Source organism: Bacillus sp. HMA207 (assembly GCF_003402455.1).
Taxonomy (GTDB): domain Bacteria; phylum Bacillota; class Bacilli; order Bacillales; family Bacillaceae_G; genus Bacillus_A; species Bacillus_A cereus.
Window position 1 is genome coordinate 15,536 of sequence record NZ_BEZT01000004.1, and the last position, 19,664, is coordinate 35,199.

The following is a 19,664-nucleotide window of genomic DNA, read 5'->3' on the forward strand; positions in this document are numbered from 1 at the left end:
TCATTCTCCTTTACTTATAAAGTTCATAATGGCTGATACAAAGACTTCCACTCCAATCGGTAATGCATCTTCGTCAATCGTAAAACGAGGGTGATGGTGAGGATATATAATACCTTTCTCTTTATTTCCCGCTCCGATAAAAAAGAATGTCCCCGGTGCCTTTTGTAAAAACGCTGAAAAATCTTCTCCAGCCATCGTCGGCTGTAAACGAACAACCCTATCCCTTCCATAAAGTTGTAATGCCGTTTGTTCAATAAGCTCTGTAGCTTCATAATCATTTACAACTGGTCGATATCCATATTCATATGAAAATGTATATTTCGCTCCGTAAGATTCCGTAATATGCTTCACAATCCGCTCAATCTTCTTCTCTGTTTCACCTCGTAATTCATGTCTTAAACTTCTTACTGTCCCTTCAATCTCGGCTTGCTCTGGTATTACATTATGAGTTGTCCCAGCATGAAATTGCGTAACAGATATTACGAGAGAATCTAATGGATTCGTGAGGCGAGATACAATTTGCTGAAGTTGCGAAACGACTTGTGTTCCGATTGCAATACTATCCACCGTTTCATGAGGGATTCCAGCATGTCCACCTTTTCCCTCTATCTTAATTTTAAAAACATCCGGTGCAGCCATTGCAGGACCATAAATAACACCTATTTTCCCAACCTCTAACGACGCCCAAAGGTGAGCACCAATAATATAATCCACACCTTCCATTACACCTGCAGCAACCATCTCCTCTGCACCACCAGGAAAATTCTCTTCAGCATGTTGGAATAGAAAACGAATCTCCCCTTGAATCTTCTCTCTTTCTTCTACCAACTTATGTACAACCCCAAGTAATATCGCTATATGTCCATCATGACCACATGCATGCATTACACCTTTATATGTAGAAATAAAATCAAACTCATTTTCTTCATGAATAGGAAGAGCATCCATATCGGCTCGAATCGCAACTGTTTTGCCCGGATGTTTACCTACTAACTTTGCCATCACACTATATTTAGTCGGCCGTGACACTTCTAAATATGGGAATTTCCGAAGTATATCGAACACAAACTGCGATGTTTTCTCTTCTTGAAAAGATAACTCTGGATACTTATGAAAATGCCTTCTCCACTCAACTAACTGATTTTTTGACAAAACAAGTTCCTTTGCAACATCCATTTCTCTTCTCCCCTTCTTCACCAAGTTAAATGTTATTATAACGTGAATTGTTAATTTTTAAAAGAATCTTCTGAATTTTCAGTGTTAATAAACCAAAAAGAAAAAGCCATCCCAAAGATGACTTTTTCATTATTATAAAATAGTAATTGCTTGTTTTCCCATTTGCTCCCAAGCTTTCTCAAATTCTGCTCGCGGAACAGCCAAACGTGGATTATTTTTAAGAGGATCATTTACATATACAAAGTTTTGATCATATCCAATTACTACTGCACTATGCTCATAATATGTAATTTTCACTTCGCCTGAACTCGTATTCCATGTTTCAAAACTACTTTCAGCTAGCGGCTTAAACGTCGTATTAATAATGACCCATACCGGAGAGCCAGAACTAATTACTTTATATATATCTTGCATGTCTCTACCTGTTAAATTAATTACTTTTTCAGGAACATATTTTTCTGCTAAATCAAAGATTGGTTTATTGTATACACCATACCCAGGCTCTGCCTTTGTATAAATATTTCCCACAAATCCCTCGTAAGGATTTCCACGCAAACCATTTTGTTCAAATGGAACACGATGAATTTCGCTAGCAAGTTGCATCTTATCTACTTGTACACCTTTATATTGCAGCAACATAGCTAAACTTGTCACTTCACACCCTCTAGGTAATTCTGGTAATTGTTTAATAAACGGAACATCTTCAATCATAGCTGCTTCTTTCATTTCAGATAGAAACTCTAAGCGTAGAACTTGCGCCTTTTGCATGATTTTATCTTTTCCTATAAAAAATGCAGCAGCAAGTATAATCCCAAAAACAAAAAGATATTTTAACTTTTTCATTATAAACAAAACTCCATTAATTATTATTTTACAGATACACCTCTTATCATTGTACCCTTCTTCTTACTAGTTTGCTAGAAAGATCATGTGAATTATCGATCATAGAATTAATTATAAAAATTCTAATTATTTTTAATAAAAAGAAAAATAAATATACATTTACAGAATATTTTGCTAAAATCAAAATTGTTAACATAGTGAAGATATCACCATGTTAACAAACATTCTTAGAGTATTTAGTCATAGTTCGTTTTTTTACATACTCCATTCATTTCATAGCAAATAAACCGAGTGTGTGTTGCATCCCCCACTAATGATTAAAAACTCAGAATAAAACGAAGTTCACACATTCAAGAAAATACGGGGTGAGGGGCATATGAATCAACAAATTGAACAAACAGATTTAAAACGAACAATGAAAAGTAGACACCTATTTATGATTGCACTCGGCGGTGTTATCGGAACCGGGTTATTTATGGGATCTGGTCAAATTGTCCATAATGCCGGACCTGGTGGTGCTATTCTTGCATTTTTAGTCGGTGGATTTGTTATGTATTTAACGATGTTATGTCTTGGTGAATTATCCGTCGCTATGCCAGAAGCAGGTTCATTCCAAAGTTATGCAAGCAAATTCATTTCACCTGGTTTTGGATTTGTTGTCGGTTGGATGTATTGGTTAAATTGGGCTGTTACAGTTGGCGTAGAGTTAACAACTGTAAGTATTTTAATGAAACGCTGGTTTCCAGACGTTTCTTCCTGGATTTGGTGCGTTACATTTGCAGCAGCACTCTTCCTCGTAAACGCTTTATCAGCAAAAGCATATGCAGAAGCAGAGTTTTGGTTCGCAAGTGTAAAAGTCGCAACAATTGTTATTTTCATCGTACTTGGCGGCGCTGTTATGTTCGGTCTACTAGACTTTAATGGAAAGCCAGCTCCAATGCTTCATAATTTCACTGAAAATGGCGGGCTATTTCCAAATGGTGCATTAGCTGTTCTTCTTACGATGATTACAGTAAATTACTCCTTCCAAGGAACAGAATTAATCGGAATCGCTTCAGGCGAAAGTGAAAATCCTGAAAAAACAATTCCAAAAGCAATTAAAAACACAATTTGGCGAACTCTCTTCTTCTTCGTCTTAGCGATATCAGTTGTTGTAGGTTTACTCCCATGGCAAGAGGCTAATCTAGTCGAAAGTCCCTTTGTACTTGTATTTGATGTAGCCGGTGTCCCATATGCAGCAGACATTATGAACTTTGTTATTATTACAGCTGTATTATCCGTTGCTAACTCTGGTCTCTACGCAAATTCTCGTATGCTGTGGGCGATGGCAAAACAAGGAATGGCAAGTCCAGCATTTACGAAATTAACTAAAAAAGGTGTACCGCTAAATGCATTAATTTTCAGCCTAATTTTCGCTAGCCTATCCTTACTAACAAGTGTATTTGCGGCAGATACTGTCTTTCTAGTTTTAACATCTATTGCAGCAATGGCTGCCGTTGTAGTTTGGATGTCAATCGCCGCTTCACAGTTTTTCTTCCGTAGAAATTTCGTGAAAAATGGTGGCGACATAAATGATTTAAAATATCGTACACCGCTCTATCCACTCGTTCCAATCGTAGCGTTCTCGCTCAATTTCATTACATTTGTTAGTTTGGCTTTCATTCCAGATCAAAGAATTGCTCTTTATTGCGGCATTCCATTTATGATTATTTGTTACATTTTATACCAAGTTAAATATAAAAAAATTGTCACACTTGAACAGCCACGAACTGTCACACAAGAAATAAACTAAATATACAAAATATTCAGCTATCTTTCTTATCATAAGATAGCTTTTTTCTATTTCTTGGATATCCTGGTATAACTTTATTTATCTTAAAATTTTCACAATCACGTTTTTCTCTGGAAAATAGTTTACAATGTAATCAAGTTACAAATGATATTCACCTTAAAAAGTGTGCATTTGTGTCTATTTTTTAACAATATATCAAAAACTATTGCCTTCTATAAATTAATAGGTTTATATTGTTTTATTGGCATAGTTTCAATCCAAGGAGAAAGGAGATTTTCAATCGTGCAACTAAAGAAAGCGTTTTGGAAGTTGGCTTCACTTCTTCCGTTATCATTACTTCTGTTCCTCGGTGGCTGTGATAAAAAACTCGCAGTATTAAATCCGCAAGGACCTGTTGCAAAAGCACAGTATGATTTAATTGTTTGGTCATTCTTGCTTATGTCATTAATTATCGCAATTGTATTCATTCTGTTTACAGTCATCTTGATTCGTTATCGTGAAAAACCAGAGAATATGGACTATGAGCCACCTGAACAACACGGTAACACATTACTAGAAATTATTTGGACGCTTGTTCCTGTTATTATCGTTATCGCATTATCGATTCCAACAGTAAAAGCAACTTATGCTTCGGAAGAGGTTCCGAAAGAGTCCAAACATATTAAACCAGTTGAAATTTATGTTACATCTGCAAACTGGAAATGGTTATTCAGTTACCCAGAGGAAAAAATTGAAACCGTTAACTATTTAAACATCCCAGCTGGTGTACCAATTCAATTCAAACTGACTTCTGTCGGCCCAATGAATGCTTTCTGGGTACCAGAACTTGGTGGTATGAAGTACACAATGGATGGCATGATTATGGATCTTTATTTACAAGCTGATAAGCCAGGTTCTTACCTAGGTCGTAGTGCGAACTTCTCTGGTGAAGGATTCACTCACATGGAGTTCGAAGTTGAAGCAAAAACTAAAGAGAAATATGACAAGTGGGTTAAAGAAGTACAAGAAACTGCTCCTAAACTAACAGAAGCTAAGTACAACGAAATTGTTAAACCTGGTGTAGTTGGTCGTATGACATTCTCTAGTCACCACTTAAGTTATGTAGATCCAAAATCACTTGAATATTGTGATTACAACTACTACAAAAACAAAAAATAATAGCTATTATTCCAACAGATTGGAGTGAACACAGTGAAGCTTGATGAATTCTTTGTCACAGGTGATCCGATTATTTACGGTGCAGACGCTTCTATCGTTCTTGTGACATTAGCAATCATTTTCGTACTAACAAAGTATAAAAAATGGAAATGGCTTTGGGACGAATGGTTAACAACTGTTGACCATAAAAAAATCGGAGCTATGTATATTATTTCTGCGGTTATCATGTTATTCCGTGGTGGTATGGATGGTTTAATGATCCGTGCACAGTTAACATTCCCAGAAACAACTTATTTAAACGCTGAACACTATAACGGAATCTTTACAACGCATGGTACAGTAATGATTCTTTTCATGGCAATGCCATTCGTTATGGGATTAATGAACCTTGTAGTACCATTACAAATTGGTGCTCGTGACGTTGCATATCCGTTCTTAAATGCTTTAAGTTTCTGGTTATTCTTTGTCGGAGCAATGTTATTCAACATCGCTTTCGTAATCGGTGGTTCTCCAGACGCTGGGTGGACTTCTTACTTCCCAATGGCAGGTACAGAGTTTACTTCAGGCGTAGGAAATAACTACTACGCAATTGCATTACAGATTTCAGGTCTCGGTACGCTAATGACCGGTATTAACTTCCTTGTTACTATCTTAAAAATGCGTACACCTGGTATGACTTTAATGAGAATGCCAATGTTTACTTGGTCAATCTTAATTACAACAATTATCATTATTTTCGCTTTCCCAGTATTAACAGTTGCTCTTGCATTAATGACATTTGACCGTCTATTCGATGCTCACTTCTTTACGATGGCGAGCGGCGGTATGCCGATGTTATGGGCCAACCTGTTCTGGGTATGGGGTCACCCTGAAGTATATATCGTTATTTTACCGGCATTCGGTATTTTCTCTGAAATCATTAGTACATTCTCACGTAAACGTCTATTCGGTTACAGTGCGATGGTATACTCAATGGTTGCAATTTCTTTACTAAGTTTCGTCGTATGGCTTCACCACTTCTTCACGATGGGTGCAGGTCCAGCGGTTAACTCATTCTTCTCGATTTCGACAATGGCGATTTCGATTCCAACCGGGGTTAAGATCTTTAACTGGTTGTTTACACTGTATAAAGGACGTATTCGTTTTACAGTTCCAATGCTTTGGTCATTGGCATTTATTCCAAACTTCGTAGTCGGTGGGGTTACAGGGGTTATGCTTGGAATGGCAGCAGCTGATTATCAATACCATAACAGCTACTTCCTAATCGCTCACTTCCACTACGTATTAATCGCAGGTACAGTATTCGCTATGCTTGCTGGATTCACATTCTGGTATCCAAAAATGACTGGTCATATGTTAAATGAACGCCTAGGTAAATGGACATTCTGGATCTTTATGAGCGGATTCAACATCTGTTTCTTCCCAATGTACTTCTTAGGTTTAGACGGTATGACTCGTCGTATGTACACTTACTCTGAAAGTCTTGGATGGGGATGGCTAAACCAAATCGCATCTGTTGGTGCGGTAATGATGGGTATCGGCTTCCTACTTCTTTGCTACAACGTAATTTGGAGTGCACGTCACGGTGAACGTGACACAACTGGAGATCCATGGGATGGTCGTACACTTGAATGGGCAACTCACTCTCCTGTACAACATTACAACTTCGCGAAGCTTCCTGAAATTAAAGAAGCTGATGCTTTCTGGTACATGAAAAAGCGCGGAGAAACAGTTACACCAGCAGCAGAAGATATTAAACCAATTCACATGCCAAGTAACTCTGGTGTGCCTATTATTGCGTCTGGATTCTTCGGTCTTGCAGGTTTCGCATTAGTATTTAGCTGGTTCTGGCTTGCAGCAATCGGTGGTATTGGTATTTTAGCTTGCTTAATCTATCGTTCATTCGATTATGATGAAGGCTACTATATCAGTGTTGATGAAATTAAAAAAACAGAACATATAGCATGAGAGGTGAAATGACATGGCGGCTTTAGATAAAAGCTTACCTTTGGAATATCAATCCGAACAAAGCAGATTGAATATCCTAGGATTCTGGATTTTTCTTGGGGCTGAAATTATGCTGTTCGCAACACTTTTCGCCTCTTATCTAGTCCTTGCTGGTCGTACGGCAGATGGCCCAACACCAGCGCAATTGTTTGAACTTAAAACGCTTTTAATTCAAACATTACTACTTTTAACAAGTAGTTTCACATGTGGTATCGTAATTCATGAAATGCGTAAGCATAACCAAAAAGCGATGCTTGGATGGTTCGTCCTTACATTACTTTTAGGTGCAGGTTTCCTATTCTTCGAGATCGAAGAGTTCATTATGTACATTGGTGAAGGCGCAACAATTCAAACAAGTGCTTTCTTATCTGGATTCTTCGTTCTTCTTGGAACGCACGGAGCTCACGTAACAGGCGGTATCATTTGGGCAACTTGTGTTATTATCCAAATTTTAAAACGAGGTTTAACACCAGTTACAGCTCGTAAAGTATTCATTATCAGCTTATACTGGCATTTCCTTGATCTTGTTTGGGTCTTTATTTACACACTAGTTTACTTGAACGGGATGGTGGCGTAAATGGCTCAAAACAACAATCAAGCAAACGGGCATGCGCATAGCGGATTCCCTTGGTCACACGTTTTCGGATTTATTTTATCGCTTGCATTAACGTTTCTAGCGTTATACGTGGCACTTTACACAACATTGCCACTTTCAACAGTCTTAACAACTATTATCATAATGGCTGTTGCGCAAGCATTGTTACAATTAATTATGTTCATGCATTTAAAAGAAGGAGAAGGAAGAGTTCAAATTCTTACAATGATATACAGTTTCTTCGTTGCAACTGCAACAGTTGGTTTAACTGTATGGATCTTCTTCTCAATGTAATGTACATGAAAAAGACTGCTGAGATTCCTCAGCAGTCTTTTTTTATCCCCTCTATTACATCCACATTACGGAATTAACAGCATAATCATGAAAAATATACTTATTATGACAAATGTTAAGAAAAGTCTTTCTTTATGAAATCGAATCCATATGCGTTGCTTTTCTACCTATTATATGGCTAAATAGGTACTATATTTATTTGAAGGGAGAGAACGCAATGGAACATCATACTTCTGTTCTATCACTTATGGTTGTCGTTGCAATCGCGTTTTTCGTTCCCCTTTTGTTACAACGCTTTAAATTAAAAGCACTTCCTGTGGTCGTTGCAGAAATTATTGCAGGAATCTTTGTAGGTAAAAGTGGGTTTAATATTATTGAGCCAGATATATGGCTTCAAGTTTTATCAACATTAGGATTTATCTTCCTCATGTTCTTAAGCGGTTTAGAAATTGATTTTTCTATCTTTAAACAAAAAGGGAAAAAAAATACGACAAACGAACCAAATACATTTCAGGCAGCAAGCATTATCTTCTTATTTATTTTCATCTTATCTTATGCCCTATCATTACTATTCGTATGGCTAGGATTCGTAGATAATGCAATGTTCATGACTTTAATTATTTCAACTATTTCTTTAGGTGTTGTTGTACCAACATTAAAAGAGAATAACTTAGGAAAAACAGCAATTGGGCAAATCATTTTATTAGTCGCTGTTATTGCGGATTTAGTTACAATGATTTTACTCGCTGTATTCGTCGGATTAAATTCCGAAAGCGGCCAAAGCATGTGGCTTCTTCTTCTTCTATTCGGCGCTGGTATTGTTATTTACTTCGTTGCAAAACGTTTTAAAAACATTCCATACTTAGATAGTTTAAAAGCTGGTAGTGTACAAATTGATACACGAGCTGTTTTTGCACTCATTTTAATCTTAGTTGGGTTATCGGAATCTGTTGGAGCAGAAAATATTTTAGGCGCCTTCTTAGCAGGTGTACTTGTATCTTTATTATCACCAAATGAAGATATGGTGGAAAAACTTGATTCTATCGGCTATGGTTTCTTCATCCCTATTTTCTTCGTAATGGTTGGTGTAAATCTAGAGGTGTGGTCTATTTTCAAAGAACCTTCTAGCATGCTAATGATCCCAATCTTAATTGTAGGACTCTTTATTTCAAAACTCTTACCATCACTCGTCTTAAGAAAATGGTATCCACGTAATATCGTACTTGGAAGTGCAATTTTATTAACATCGACACTTTCTTTAGTTATTGCGGCTGCACAAATTGGTGAAAAACTGGAGATCATCAGTCCAAGTTTATCTGCCTCTCTTATTTTAAGCGCAGTTATTACTTGTATTTTTGCACCTATATTGTTTAAAAAAATGTTCCCAAAAGTAGAAACACCAAAACCAAAAGTAGCTATTATTGGCGCGAGCAGAATTACCCTTCCGTTATCACTAGATTTAAAACGAGAAGATTATGACGTAACGCTATATATGATGCGTCAAAACAAAATAAATGATGAAGAAGCGAAATCGCACGACTTCCCTATCGTGAAATTGGATGACATCACAATCGCATCATTAACTGAACAAACAGCATTTGATGCAGATCGCGTCGTTGTTGCAACAAGTGATGATGAACAAAACTTATTATTGGCAGAACATGCAAAAGAGCTAGGTGTTGAACATGTTATTGCAAGTGTAGAAGATCCACTTCTACAAGAAAAAGCAACGCAAGAACATATCGCTGTATTCTCAACAATTAACTCTACACGTATTTTATTACGTGCGCTTATTGATAAACCTAGTCTCGTCCGCTTAATTACAACAGCAAACGAAACAGTCCGTGAAGTTGAACTACGGAGCAATAAATATAACGGCGTTGCACTTCGTCGCCTTCCGTTTTTAGGTGATGTACTAGTCATTCAAATTTATCGTGGAAATAAAGCATTAATCCCACATGGGGATACAAGACTACAACACGGTGATACATTACTTGTAACAGGCTCAAAAGAACATATCGATACACTAAAAAACATATTAGAATAAAAAAATGCCCCTCACATAATTGAGGGGCATTTTTTCCATTTCATATGGTAAAATGTTACTATCACATATTATGGGGATGGATTACATTATGTCTATTATAACTTTAGCTCTCTTATTATTAGCCGAAATACTCGTTGCCATTATTCTCATCGGTGTTAGTATTGAGATTTGTAGTTACGGATGGAAAAAATCGAATGGAATAAAATATTCTTGCCTCCTACTTTCACTCCTTCTCGGAACTGCTAGCATACTCGGACTTCTCGCCGCACCTGCCTATTTCTTTATACAATTAACAGAAAAAGCGTTATAAGAAAGGATGTTAATATGATTACCGTGAAAAATATTGAGGGATCTGAAACTTACGTATTACGTCAAAAAATTTTACGCCCCAATCAAACATTAGCAGATTGTAAATATCCTTCCGATTATGAAACAGACACCTTCCACTTAGGCGCATTTATAAACGATGAACTAATTAGTATCGCTTCCTTCTCAAAAGAAATATATCCTGACCTACCAGCCGGGATTCATTATCGTCTACGAGGAATGGCCACATTACCTGAGTTTCGAAACAACCACGCTGGAAGCTCCTTAATTCAGAATGCAGAACAAATCTTACAAGAGCGTCAAGCAAATATGTTATGGTGTAATGGCCGAATTACTGTAACTGACTATTACAAACGATTAGGCTTTCAGGAGCATGGTGAAATTTTTGAAATTGAACCAATTGGCCTTCATAAAGTTTTGTATAAAAAGATATAAGAAAAGCTTTCCTCAATACAGGAAAGCCTTTCTTATATTTCAATCTTCTCTTTTTATTTTTTTCATATATATGTATATAAACAAACTTGGAACTAAAAAACAAGCAAACATAATAAGTCCTGTCATACTAATTTCCTTTATCGAAATATCTGGTGTTACAACGATACAAATAGCTAAAATCCCAATAATAATACCCACCGGAATGAATAATAGCTTCATAAAATAACGACGCGACACTCCGCCCGTATGCTCATACACTTCCACTGAATTTTTCAGATTTAAAAAGTTAATAATTATTATCCCGCCCATAAATACCATTAATAAATCCGAAACACTTTCATATCCTGCCCCTTGCAAGACATAGCGGTAAAAGACGATAGCTAGTATGACGATATTTTGTAAGATGAAAGCTAATCTAATATGTTTTAACCCTTCAATCATTAAACGTTCATCTTTCACGATTTTCATCCTACCACTCCTTTTCCTCCCAAAACAAATCATTCAACGTTTTATCTACTGCATAACAAATTTTTAAACATAAATCTAAAGATGGATTGTATTTCCCCTTCTCAATTAAACTAATCGTTTGCCTTGTAACGCCTACTTTTTCTGCTAATTGTTGCTGTGTTAAATCTAACTGAACACGCGCGACTTTTATTTTACTTACAGCCATTCATGTTCCTGCTACTAAAAATATAGACAAATGTATATTCTTAGAGTATTCCTGCTTCTACGTGCCCTGCCTCGCTAATCACTTGCTACTACAGTTTGCTGTGACACTTCACAGGCGTAAATTCCGATGTAGCCCACCGTACATATATACAATCTATTTACGTTAGTATTGTATATTTTTTTGCTTGTAAAAGGTTGATTGACGCATTTAAATCTCTATCTATTACATTGCCACATTCACATGTATATACTCGGTCAGACAGCTTTAAATCCGACTTTTTTTGACCGCAACATGAACACATTTTAGAAGATGGATAGAATCTGTCCACTTGCCGTAGTTCAATTCCATATTCCCTACATTTCGTTAATAACCATGTTTTAAAAGCATAAAAACATTGTTGCGCTACAGCTTTAGATAGATGTTTGTTCTTCATCATACCTTTCACATTCAAATCTTCTACTACAATAAACGTTGGCTTGGTTTTCACCACATCATTTACAATAGACTTTACATACGCTAATCGAATATTTGCTAGCCTAGCATGTAGTTTTTGCACCCTAAGAATATTTTTGTTTATATTCGCTCTTTTATTAGTAACAGGTTGTTCACCTCTCTTTCTTATATTTTCAAATTTGCGTGATAAAGAGCGTTGTTCACGTTTTAACCGTTTTTCTATCTTTTTTACTTGTACTGTTTTATTTATATTTTTGTGAGTTTTTCCATCGCTACGTACAGCGAAGTCTTTAATTCCCAAATCAATTCCTAGACCTACTGTATTGAGAGTTGCATTTGGTTTTACCTCTTTCACTTCACAGAGTATAGACACATAGTATCTTCCTGCTCTTTGATATACTGTACCACTTTTTACAGTTGTATTTTTTGAAATATATCCATACTCTTTTAACCTTATCCAACCAATTGTAGGGACTTTTACTCTATGTCTTTCTACTGTCCAATCTGTTTTGTTGTTTTTCGGAAAGTAGCACTTCACATCTTGCTTCTTCTTTTTTTTATATCGTGGAAACTTAGATAAACCTTTAAAAAACCGCTTAAAAGCTTTATCTCCATTCATAATCGCTTGTTTTACCGCTTTGCTCGACACTTCTTTAATCCACTGGTCACACTCTTTTGTATGAATGTTGTTTAACCATTTGGAAAAGTCATAACCACTAAGAAATTTCCCCTCCGACTCATATACCTCTTTATTTTTAGAGATATACAGGTTATATACATATCGACACACCCCAATAGTTTGACGGATTTTACTAATTTGTTCAGTTGTCGGTTTGATTTCTATTAAATATGCTCTTTTCATAAGTCTTCATCCTCCGACATTTTCTTTTCGTATTTTCTCAACCCATATATTCTACAGCTAAATACATGAATGATAGATATTAAATCCTGAACAAGTTCTTCTTGAATACCCATATATTTCTTATACTGTTCTTCTGTATAATATCTTCTTCCTTTTGGGTTTCGGTAAGCAGGTAAAACACCTTGATTGTCCCACCTTTGCAATGTCTTAACAGAGACATTAAGCATTTCTGAAAATTCTTTCGGTTTATATTGTTTCATAATTACTTTTCACTATATATGCCTACTTTTGTCTATGTTTTTGTTTACTGTTTCTTTCTCCTCCACCCTTATTATAATATATATTCCAATAAGTAATTTATATTTTACATTACTAATTTAAGTTTCACTTTATTATACACAAAAAAGGAGCCCCTCATAAGAAGCCCCCTCTCCTATATTATAAGAATAAATGACATCCAAATAAAATTGTAAATAAGTATAGTAATGGATGTACTTCCATCCCTTTACCCTTCACAATTTTCAAGACTGGATATACTAAAAATCCAATTGCGATTCCATTTGCAATACTAGATGTTAACGGAATACCTATAAAAATTAAAAATGCTGGTAACGCATCTTCAAATTCATTCCAATTAATATCTCGAATGCTTTGTGCCATTAAACTACCTACTATAATTAATGAAGGAGCTGTAATAGCGGCTACACTTGATAAAGAATCAATAACAGGACTAAAAAATGCCGTTATAATTGTTAGACCAACAACTACAATCCCTGTTAACCCAGTTTTACCACCTGCAGCAATACCTGCTGACGATTCAATCGTCGCTGCTGTTGGGCTGGTTCCAAAGATAGAACCTGTAGTCCCGCCAATTGCATCTGCAATAAACGCTTTACCAAAACGCTTCTCTGTATTGTCTGTAATTAAACCTGCTTGTTTAATTAAACCAAGTAATGCACCTGTTGTATCGAATAAAAGTACAAGTAAAAATGAAAATACAACGCCGTATAATCCGTATTCAATTACATCTGAAAAGGCATTGATTGGGTTTGAAACGATGATACCCTCTGGTAAATGAGGCATCGCCACAATTTTATCAGCAAACTTCAATTGCCCTGTAAAGAAGGCAATAATTCCTGTCACAATCATACTAATAAATAATGCACCGCTCACACGCAATGTCATTAATACCGCCGCTAATATTAAACCAATTAAAGTTAAAATAACAGCTGGAGAATGAAAATCACCAATCGTAACTAAATTAGACGGATGATCCACGATAATTCCAGAAAGGCGCAATCCAATAAAAGCAATAAATAGTCCAATTCCACCTGCAATTGCATGCTTTAAACTATCAGGAATTGCTAAAATTAACTTTTGCCTAAACGAAGTAAAAGATAATAAAAGAAAAATAATCCCCGTTACAAATACAGCTGAAAAGGCAACTACATATGTAATCCCTTCTGCCTTCTGTACAACAGAATAAGCAAAATATGCATTCATTCCCATAGCTGGAGCAATAACAATCGGGTAATTCGCGAAAATCGCCATACCTACTGTTCCAACAACGGTTGCAATAATTGTTGCTGTAAACGCTTGATCAAATGGTACACCTGCATCAGATAATATTTTTGGATTGATGACAAGAATATACGCAAATGTAAAAAAAGTTGTGATGCCAGCTAAAAACTCTTGCTTCACAGAAGTGTTATATTTTTGTAATTGAAACATGCTTATGTACCCTTCCTACACCTGAATTATTATCACACATTCTTTTTCTTACTAGTATGTGAGAAAATATAATACTTAATCTTAACAATCAATAAAAAGAAGAGTCAATATATTCCCTAATAGTTCGAATTTTAAGTTTAAGTCTGACAAGTACAGATGTAGTACAGTTCATTATGATTATTTTTGTAGCATAACAGATAGAAATGTTTTATAATTTGAAATAGTTAAATATTTAGTAAACGCATTCAAATATCGTTCACTCTACAAGGGGGATTCTTCTTATGCAGCACACAAACAAATCTGGAACTTTAAATCGTGGTTTAAAAGAACGACATATTACTTTAATGTCACTGGGCTCAGCTATTGGCGTTGGGCTATTTTTAGGATCCGCTTCCGCCATTAAACTAGCAGGTCCTTCTATTTTGCTAGGCTATATGATTGCCGGTCTCGTTATTTTTTTCATTATGCGAGCGCTTGGGGAAATGGCAATTGAACAACCTGTTGCTGGTTCTTTTAGTAAATATGCATATGATTATATTGGACCACTCGCTGGTTATATTACTGGTTGGAATTACTGGTTCTTATGGGTTGTTACTTGTATGGCTGAAATTACAGCAGCTGGCATTTACATGCAGTACTGGTTCCCTGATATCCCGCGCTGGACTTGGGCATTACTTGCTCTATTATTAATGAGCGCTTTTAACTTCTTATCGGTAAAAGTATTTGGAGAACTTGAGTTTTGGTTTGCTCTCATTAAAATTGTCACAATTATCTGTATGATAGTAGTCGGAGCTGGTATTATTTTATTCGGATTCGGAAACGGTGGTATCGCTACTGGTATTTCAAATCTTTGGTCACATGGTGGCTGGTTCCCAAATGGATTTTCTGGGTTACTACTCTCCATGCAGATGGTACTATTCGCTTATTTAGGCGTTGAATTAATCGGTGTTACAGCTGGTGAGGCTCAAAATCCGAAGAAAACACTCGCAAAGGCAATCGATAACGTATTTTGGAGAATTCTACTCTTTTACGTTGGGGCATTATTCGTTATGATGGCAATTTATCCATGGAACGAACTTGGTGAGAAAGGCAGTCCATTCGTATTAACATTCCAACAAATTGGTATCGCAAAAGCAGCAGGTATTATTAACTTTGTCGTATTAACAGCAGCTCTTTCTTCTTGTAACGGTGGTTTATTTAGTACAGGCCGTATGCTATATACATTAGCTCAGCAGAAAAAAGCTCCTGAAAGATTTGGTCGTTTAAATAAAAATGGCATTCCAAGCCAAGGAATTGTAGCAACTGCTATCGTTTTACTAATTGGTGTTATATTAAACTATCTCGTACCTGCAAAGGTATTTACATGGCTTACTAGCATTTCAACTTTCGGTGCAATTTGGACTTGGGGAATTATATTAGTCGCTCAAATTAAATTCCGTAAAAGCTTGCCTACTCAAAATAAACAAAAGTTATCGTATAAAATGCCTTTATACCCATTAAGCTCATATTTCTCACTCGTTTTCCTTGTATTAGTATTAGGTATAATGGCGTATTCAGAAGATACACGAATTGCATTGATTGTCGGCCCAATTTGGCTTATCGGCTTAGCAATCGTATATTACATGAAAGGGTTTCATAAGATTGATGAAACACCTAACTCAAAAATTAGTTAAGCAAAACATCCCTTCCTTATTACTTGGAAGGGATGTTTTTATATCTATATAAATATTTCTCAACAAAATTCACGGTATTTTTACAATTTTTTAATATTTTTTATGTTTTCCGTCTTTATTTTTACAGAAAAATAAATTACATTATTAAAGCACATATATTTATTATTAGGGGGATTCTTCTATGAAGAATAAAAAATGGATTACATTTTCTTTAGCAACAGCAATTACACTAAGTATAGGGACCTCGTTCATACCGTCTACTTATGCCGAAAGCTCTGTAGACCCAGCTCCTGAAATTGCTGCAAAAGTTGTAAATCAAAACAATGGGAAGAAAGTATTATTCGATAATACACACGGTCAAACTGCTGGGACAGCTGACTGGGTTATTGACGGCGGCTTTTCTGACTTCGGAAACGGCATTGCAAAAAACGGATATCACGTAAAGGAACTTCGTAAATCAACACCTATTACGTACGAAGACTTAAAAGATTACAATGTATTTATCGTTCCAGAAGCTAATATTCCTTACAAAAAATCTGAGCAGGACGCTATGTTACAATATGTAAAAAATGGTGGTAGTATCTTCTTTATTGCTGATCATTACAATGCAGATCGTAATAAAAATCGCTGGGACTCTTCTGAAGTATTTAATGGATATAGACGCGGTGCTTGGGATAATCCAGCAAAAGGAATGTCTAATGAAGAAGCAAATTCACAAGCTATGCAAGGAGTAGAAAGCTCTGATTGGCTCTCTGACAACTTCGGTATTCGCTTCCGCTACAATGCACTTGGTGATGTTTCAGCGAAAACAATTGTATCGCCTGAACAATCTTTCGGAATTACAAAAGGTGTTTCGTCTGTAGCAATGCATGCTGGTTCTACTCTAGCAATTACAAACCCAAAACTAGCAAAAGGACTTGTTTACCTTCCAGAAAATCCATCAAAATGGAATAACGCTGTTGATAGTGGCGTTTATAATGGCGGTGGTATTGCAGAAGGCCCATATGCTGCTATCGCAAAAGTAGGACTTGGAAAAGCTGCCTTTATTGGTGACTCTTCTCCTGTTGAAGATGCTACGCCAAAATACGTTCGTGAAGATTCTGGTCAAACAAAGAAAACTTACGATGGTTATAAAGAAGAAAACGATGCGATTTTATTAGAAAACATCGTAAATTGGTTATCAAATAAAGAGACATTTACAAGTTTAGATCAAGTAAATGGTTTACAACTTGATTCACCTACAGCTCTACAAACATTTGAACAGCCAAACTTATCAACAGAACCACAACCTGAACCTTGGAGTGCACCAAATGCAGGTTATCAATGGTTTAATACAAATACTTTTAAACCAGGTTCATACGGTTATAACGGTGCGGTAACAACAAGCGACTACGTCGTTACACACCCTAGCATTCTACCAAACAATGAAATTTTCCAAATGAAGATTCAAGTAAATAACTTACTACCTAATACAACGTATAACAACTATTCTTTAGGTATCTTCACTACTGGTGGAACACAAGTGGCTAAAGTACAAAATGCAAACGGCACTTGGCCATCTACTTTCGGATATAGTAGTGCATTTTCTTTCACAACAAACAGCTTAGGCTCTGCTGAGAAAGTTGTAAATGTACAGATTGATTCAAATACAACTGGACAAGCAACGCTTCGTCTACGCCAAAATACAACAACGAAATATAATGAAACTGTAACGATTAATAAGAAATAATAAAGAAGGCAATCCATACATGGATTGCCTTCTTCTCACTTCTCTTCCTTCGAGAAAAACATTCTTGAAATAACGATACCTATACTACCGACGATTAGGAATAACACTGCCCTAATCATCATCGATACCTCTGGTAAGTCAAGTAAGAATAACTTCCCTACCGTTACGACTAAAACGACTAAACCAGCATATAATATTTCATTCATATTTCTATTTCTTCCAAACCAAACCGCAAATAATGCATATACCATCCATAATAACGATACTGATACACTAATTACGCTTCCATCTGTAGATAAAACTTCACCGATTCTCGTAATTGTAATAAATACAATTATCATAAACCAATAGAGCACTATAGAATACATATATTTGCCGAAGCTCGCTAATACTTCTTTCGCTTCTCTCATGCAATAATAGAACGTTCCTATTAAAATAAGATGAGCAACAAAGCCTGCCGAAATAAATTGATCAAACGGGCTAAAAATAGTCTGTATCATTCCAATTGCGTAAACCGTCGCACTAACATACAATTTTATCTGTTGTTTTACTTTAATAGAAGTGACCATGCCAAGGAAACCTTGTAATAATAGTACAATCGCTGCATTCACTAAACTATACTCGTATAAAATCGCTAAACTAAATGCTCCCATTGCGAAACCAAATAAGAGATTTGTAAATGTAGAATGTCTATTCTTCCTATACTCAAGCACAAACATAGCAGCGTGCACAATTGCACTAATAATCAATCCCCATGTTGTAAAATCAGGTATTTTGGCAATAGCTAGTATAAAGAAAACTGCATTCGCACTAAATATCGCCAAACGTGGTTCTGGTATAAAACTTCTCTCCGTAAACATATGCCAAAATAATAGTAAATGAATCAAACCATATACAATCGTTAACTGTATTTGCAAGTTCTCTACTAACATTGACATAACAGCAAAGAAAACGAAAAGGACAATGGCAGCAACAGCGTAAGAAATCATATATAAGTATTTATAACGATTTTTCAACGCATACCATAATAAACTAAGTGTTAATACTGTCTCATATCCAAAGAAAATATAAGGATTAGGAGTCGTACTATTTAACAAGAATGGTACGAAGAACGCACCGACCGCTACGAAAATAGTGAGATATTCCGATTGATATCTTTTCGCTAAATAAATACCTAAAATAACCCATGCAATATTACAGAGAAACGCGACACTTGCCGGAATAAATCCATATAAATAATGTGCTGCAAACGTCGTTAGAACAATCCCGGTAATACTTCCTCCAGCTAATACTAATCCTAACGCTTGCCGCTCTCTTTTAATTTGAATATCTCCTATATAATACAACCCGATAGATAATGCGATACCAAACACAATTCGTATCGCTGGTGTTAATAAACCAGCATCTACCCCTGCTTTAAATAACCAGATCACTCCAAGCAACATAATACCGACAAATACACGCGGTAACCACGTCTGACAAAACTTAATAATATTAAATGGCTCTGGTTTAAAAGCCGATATATCTACTTGTTTTACCTCAGGTTCTTGCAAAGGCTCTTTTATCTTAACTATTTCTTCTTTTGGCTTTTCCTCCATTACCGTTTCAATATATTCTTTCTTGTTCTTACTAACATGTTGCTGAGCGTTTTCTACTTCTATTTCCCTTTGCTTTACTTTTAATTCAGCAAGTGCTTCTTGAATTGTTTCAATTGCCGTTTCGAGTGCTTCTATTTTCTTATCCAAATCCTTCTTCATACGCTCCCCCCTTATTCGTAACTCTCATTGAACCTATATATTACCAATTATCTTTATCATACTCTTAGTCTATTCATTTTCAATAGTATTTTTCCAAAAAAAGAAAGGTGTC

At 35.9% G+C, this 19,664-nt stretch carries 18 protein-coding genes; 10 read left to right on the top strand and 8 right to left on the bottom strand.

Going from position 1 to position 19,664, the window contains the following annotated elements:
• Together HMAS_RS24650 and HMAS_RS24655 are read right to left on the bottom strand one after the other, a co-directional pair.
• On the bottom strand, positions 1 to 1,176 hold the full coding sequence (locus HMAS_RS24650; protein WP_025710072.1) for an amidohydrolase: 1,176 nt from the start codon (positions 1,174 to 1,176) through the stop codon (positions 1 to 3).
• 132 nt (positions 1,177 to 1,308) lie between these two features.
• On the bottom strand, positions 1,309 to 2,019 hold the full coding sequence (locus tag HMAS_RS24655; protein ID WP_000734488.1) for a C39 family peptidase: 711 nt from the start codon (positions 2,017 to 2,019) through the stop codon (positions 1,309 to 1,311).
• 376 nt (positions 2,020 to 2,395) lie between these two features.
• Here HMAS_RS24655 and HMAS_RS24660 point away from each other — a divergent pair, with 376 nt between their 5' ends.
• From HMAS_RS24660 to HMAS_RS24695, 8 genes are all read left to right on the top strand, one after another.
• Positions 2,396 to 3,811 (top strand): amino acid permease, encoded by a 1,416-nt coding sequence (locus tag HMAS_RS24660; RefSeq protein ID WP_001075749.1) that lies wholly within the window; start codon positions 2,396 to 2,398, stop codon positions 3,809 to 3,811.
• 282 nt (positions 3,812 to 4,093) lie between these two features.
• A complete protein-coding gene (locus HMAS_RS24665) occupies positions 4,094 to 4,969 on the top strand; it encodes a cytochrome aa3 quinol oxidase subunit II (protein WP_001176165.1) in 876 nt (291 codons plus the stop codon).
• Positions 4,970 to 5,002: 33 nt separating this feature from the next.
• Positions 5,003 to 6,937, top strand: coding sequence for a cytochrome aa3 quinol oxidase subunit I (gene qoxB, locus HMAS_RS24670; RefSeq protein WP_000762366.1), 1,935 nt, complete (start codon positions 5,003 to 5,005; stop codon positions 6,935 to 6,937).
• A 13-nt stretch (positions 6,938 to 6,950) separates the two neighbouring features.
• Positions 6,951 to 7,553 carry a cytochrome aa3 quinol oxidase subunit III gene (qoxC, locus tag HMAS_RS24675; protein ID WP_000729318.1) on the top strand — a complete coding sequence of 201 codons (603 nt, stop codon included), beginning with the start codon at positions 6,951 to 6,953 and terminating at the stop codon, positions 7,551 to 7,553.
• Positions 7,554 to 7,865, top strand: a complete 312-nt coding sequence (gene qoxD / locus HMAS_RS24680; protein ID WP_000068425.1) for a cytochrome aa3 quinol oxidase subunit IV — start codon at positions 7,554 to 7,556, stop codon at positions 7,863 to 7,865.
• Positions 7,866 to 8,082: 217 nt separating this feature from the next.
• The gene (locus HMAS_RS24685) at positions 8,083 to 9,912 is read left to right on the top strand and encodes a monovalent cation:proton antiporter family protein (RefSeq protein WP_000399965.1); all 1,830 of its coding nucleotides are present in this window, start codon (positions 8,083 to 8,085) and stop codon (positions 9,910 to 9,912) included.
• A gap of 52 nt (positions 9,913 to 9,964) precedes the next feature.
• Positions 9,965 to 10,222 (top strand): DUF4022 family protein, encoded by a 258-nt coding sequence (locus tag HMAS_RS24690; RefSeq protein WP_000926991.1) that lies wholly within the window; start codon positions 9,965 to 9,967, stop codon positions 10,220 to 10,222.
• A gap of 14 nt (positions 10,223 to 10,236) precedes the next feature.
• Complete coding sequence (locus HMAS_RS24695) at positions 10,237 to 10,674, top strand: GNAT family N-acetyltransferase (protein ID WP_025710073.1); 438 nt, start codon at positions 10,237 to 10,239, stop codon at positions 10,672 to 10,674.
• Positions 10,675 to 10,713: 39 nt separating this feature from the next.
• On the opposite strand, the gene HMAS_RS24700 is transcribed toward HMAS_RS24695, so the two are convergent.
• The 5 genes from HMAS_RS24700 to HMAS_RS24720 all read right to left on the bottom strand — a co-directional run bounded on the left by HMAS_RS24700 (position 10,714) and on the right by HMAS_RS24720 (position 14,393).
• A complete protein-coding gene (locus HMAS_RS24700) occupies positions 10,714 to 11,142 on the bottom strand; it encodes a hypothetical protein (RefSeq protein WP_000706629.1) in 429 nt (142 codons plus the stop codon).
• A gap of 1 nt (position 11,143) precedes the next feature.
• Positions 11,144 to 11,347 (bottom strand): helix-turn-helix transcriptional regulator, encoded by a 204-nt coding sequence (locus HMAS_RS24705; protein WP_000301183.1) that lies wholly within the window; start codon positions 11,345 to 11,347, stop codon positions 11,144 to 11,146.
• 157 nt (positions 11,348 to 11,504) lie between these two features.
• A complete protein-coding gene (locus tag HMAS_RS24710) occupies positions 11,505 to 12,662 on the bottom strand; it encodes an RNA-guided endonuclease InsQ/TnpB family protein (protein ID WP_046392356.1) in 1,158 nt (385 codons plus the stop codon).
• Positions 12,659 to 12,922, bottom strand: coding sequence for a MerR family transcriptional regulator (locus HMAS_RS24715; RefSeq protein ID WP_025710075.1), 264 nt, complete (start codon positions 12,920 to 12,922; stop codon positions 12,659 to 12,661). Before HMAS_RS24715 ends, HMAS_RS24710 begins: the two co-directional genes overlap by 4 nt.
• 178 nt (positions 12,923 to 13,100) lie before the next feature.
• Positions 13,101 to 14,393 carry an NCS2 family permease gene (locus tag HMAS_RS24720; RefSeq protein WP_025710076.1) on the bottom strand — a complete coding sequence of 431 codons (1,293 nt, stop codon included), beginning with the start codon at positions 14,391 to 14,393 and terminating at the stop codon, positions 13,101 to 13,103.
• Positions 14,394 to 14,674: 281 nt separating this feature from the next.
• Between HMAS_RS24720 and HMAS_RS24725 the strand changes: the two genes are divergently transcribed.
• Both HMAS_RS24725 and HMAS_RS24730 read left to right on the top strand, forming a co-directional pair.
• On the top strand, positions 14,675 to 16,066 hold the full coding sequence (locus HMAS_RS24725; RefSeq protein WP_001164897.1) for an amino acid permease: 1,392 nt from the start codon (positions 14,675 to 14,677) through the stop codon (positions 16,064 to 16,066).
• A gap of 181 nt (positions 16,067 to 16,247) precedes the next feature.
• Entirely contained in the window at positions 16,248 to 17,795 is a 1,548-nt protein-coding gene (locus tag HMAS_RS24730; protein WP_000791506.1) for a DNA-binding protein, read from the top strand.
• Positions 17,796 to 17,830: 35 nt separating this feature from the next.
• On the opposite strand, the gene HMAS_RS24735 is transcribed toward HMAS_RS24730, so the two are convergent.
• The gene (locus HMAS_RS24735; protein WP_016121908.1) at positions 17,831 to 19,552 is read right to left on the bottom strand and encodes a DUF2339 domain-containing protein; all 1,722 of its coding nucleotides are present in this window, start codon (positions 19,550 to 19,552) and stop codon (positions 17,831 to 17,833) included.
• Positions 19,553 to 19,664: the final 112 nt, after the last annotated feature.

What these genes read in the sequence shown, in the direction of transcription:
- HMAS_RS24650 (WP_025710072.1), bottom strand. Translation starts at nt 1,176, where the DNA reads ATGGATGTTGCAAAGGAACTTGTTTTGTCAAAAAATCAGTTAGTTGAG.
- HMAS_RS24655 (WP_000734488.1), bottom strand. Translation starts at nt 2,019, where the DNA reads ATGAAAAAGTTAAAATATCTTTTTGTTTTTGGGATTATACTTGCTGCT.
- HMAS_RS24660 (WP_001075749.1), top strand. Translation starts at nt 2,396, where the DNA reads ATGAATCAACAAATTGAACAAACAGATTTAAAACGAACAATGAAAAGT.
- qoxC (WP_000729318.1), top strand. Translation starts at nt 6,951, where the DNA reads ATGGCGGCTTTAGATAAAAGCTTACCTTTGGAATATCAATCCGAACAA.
- qoxD (WP_000068425.1), top strand. Translation starts at nt 7,554, where the DNA reads ATGGCTCAAAACAACAATCAAGCAAACGGGCATGCGCATAGCGGATTC.
- HMAS_RS24685 (WP_000399965.1), top strand. Translation starts at nt 8,083, where the DNA reads ATGGAACATCATACTTCTGTTCTATCACTTATGGTTGTCGTTGCAATC.
- HMAS_RS24690 (WP_000926991.1), top strand. Translation starts at nt 9,965, where the DNA reads ATGTTACTATCACATATTATGGGGATGGATTACATTATGTCTATTATA.
- HMAS_RS24695 (WP_025710073.1), top strand. Translation starts at nt 10,237, where the DNA reads ATGATTACCGTGAAAAATATTGAGGGATCTGAAACTTACGTATTACGT.
- HMAS_RS24700 (WP_000706629.1), bottom strand. Translation starts at nt 11,142, where the DNA reads ATGAAAATCGTGAAAGATGAACGTTTAATGATTGAAGGGTTAAAACAT.
- HMAS_RS24705 (WP_000301183.1), bottom strand. Translation starts at nt 11,347, where the DNA reads ATGGCTGTAAGTAAAATAAAAGTCGCGCGTGTTCAGTTAGATTTAACA.
- HMAS_RS24710 (WP_046392356.1), bottom strand. Translation starts at nt 12,662, where the DNA reads ATGAAAAGAGCATATTTAATAGAAATCAAACCGACAACTGAACAAATT.
- HMAS_RS24715 (WP_025710075.1), bottom strand. Translation starts at nt 12,922, where the DNA reads ATGAAACAATATAAACCGAAAGAATTTTCAGAAATGCTTAATGTCTCT.
- HMAS_RS24720 (WP_025710076.1), bottom strand. Translation starts at nt 14,393, where the DNA reads ATGTTTCAATTACAAAAATATAACACTTCTGTGAAGCAAGAGTTTTTA.
- HMAS_RS24725 (WP_001164897.1), top strand. Translation starts at nt 14,675, where the DNA reads ATGCAGCACACAAACAAATCTGGAACTTTAAATCGTGGTTTAAAAGAA.
- HMAS_RS24730 (WP_000791506.1), top strand. Translation starts at nt 16,248, where the DNA reads ATGAAGAATAAAAAATGGATTACATTTTCTTTAGCAACAGCAATTACA.
- HMAS_RS24735 (WP_016121908.1), bottom strand. Translation starts at nt 19,552, where the DNA reads ATGAAGAAGGATTTGGATAAGAAAATAGAAGCACTCGAAACGGCAATT.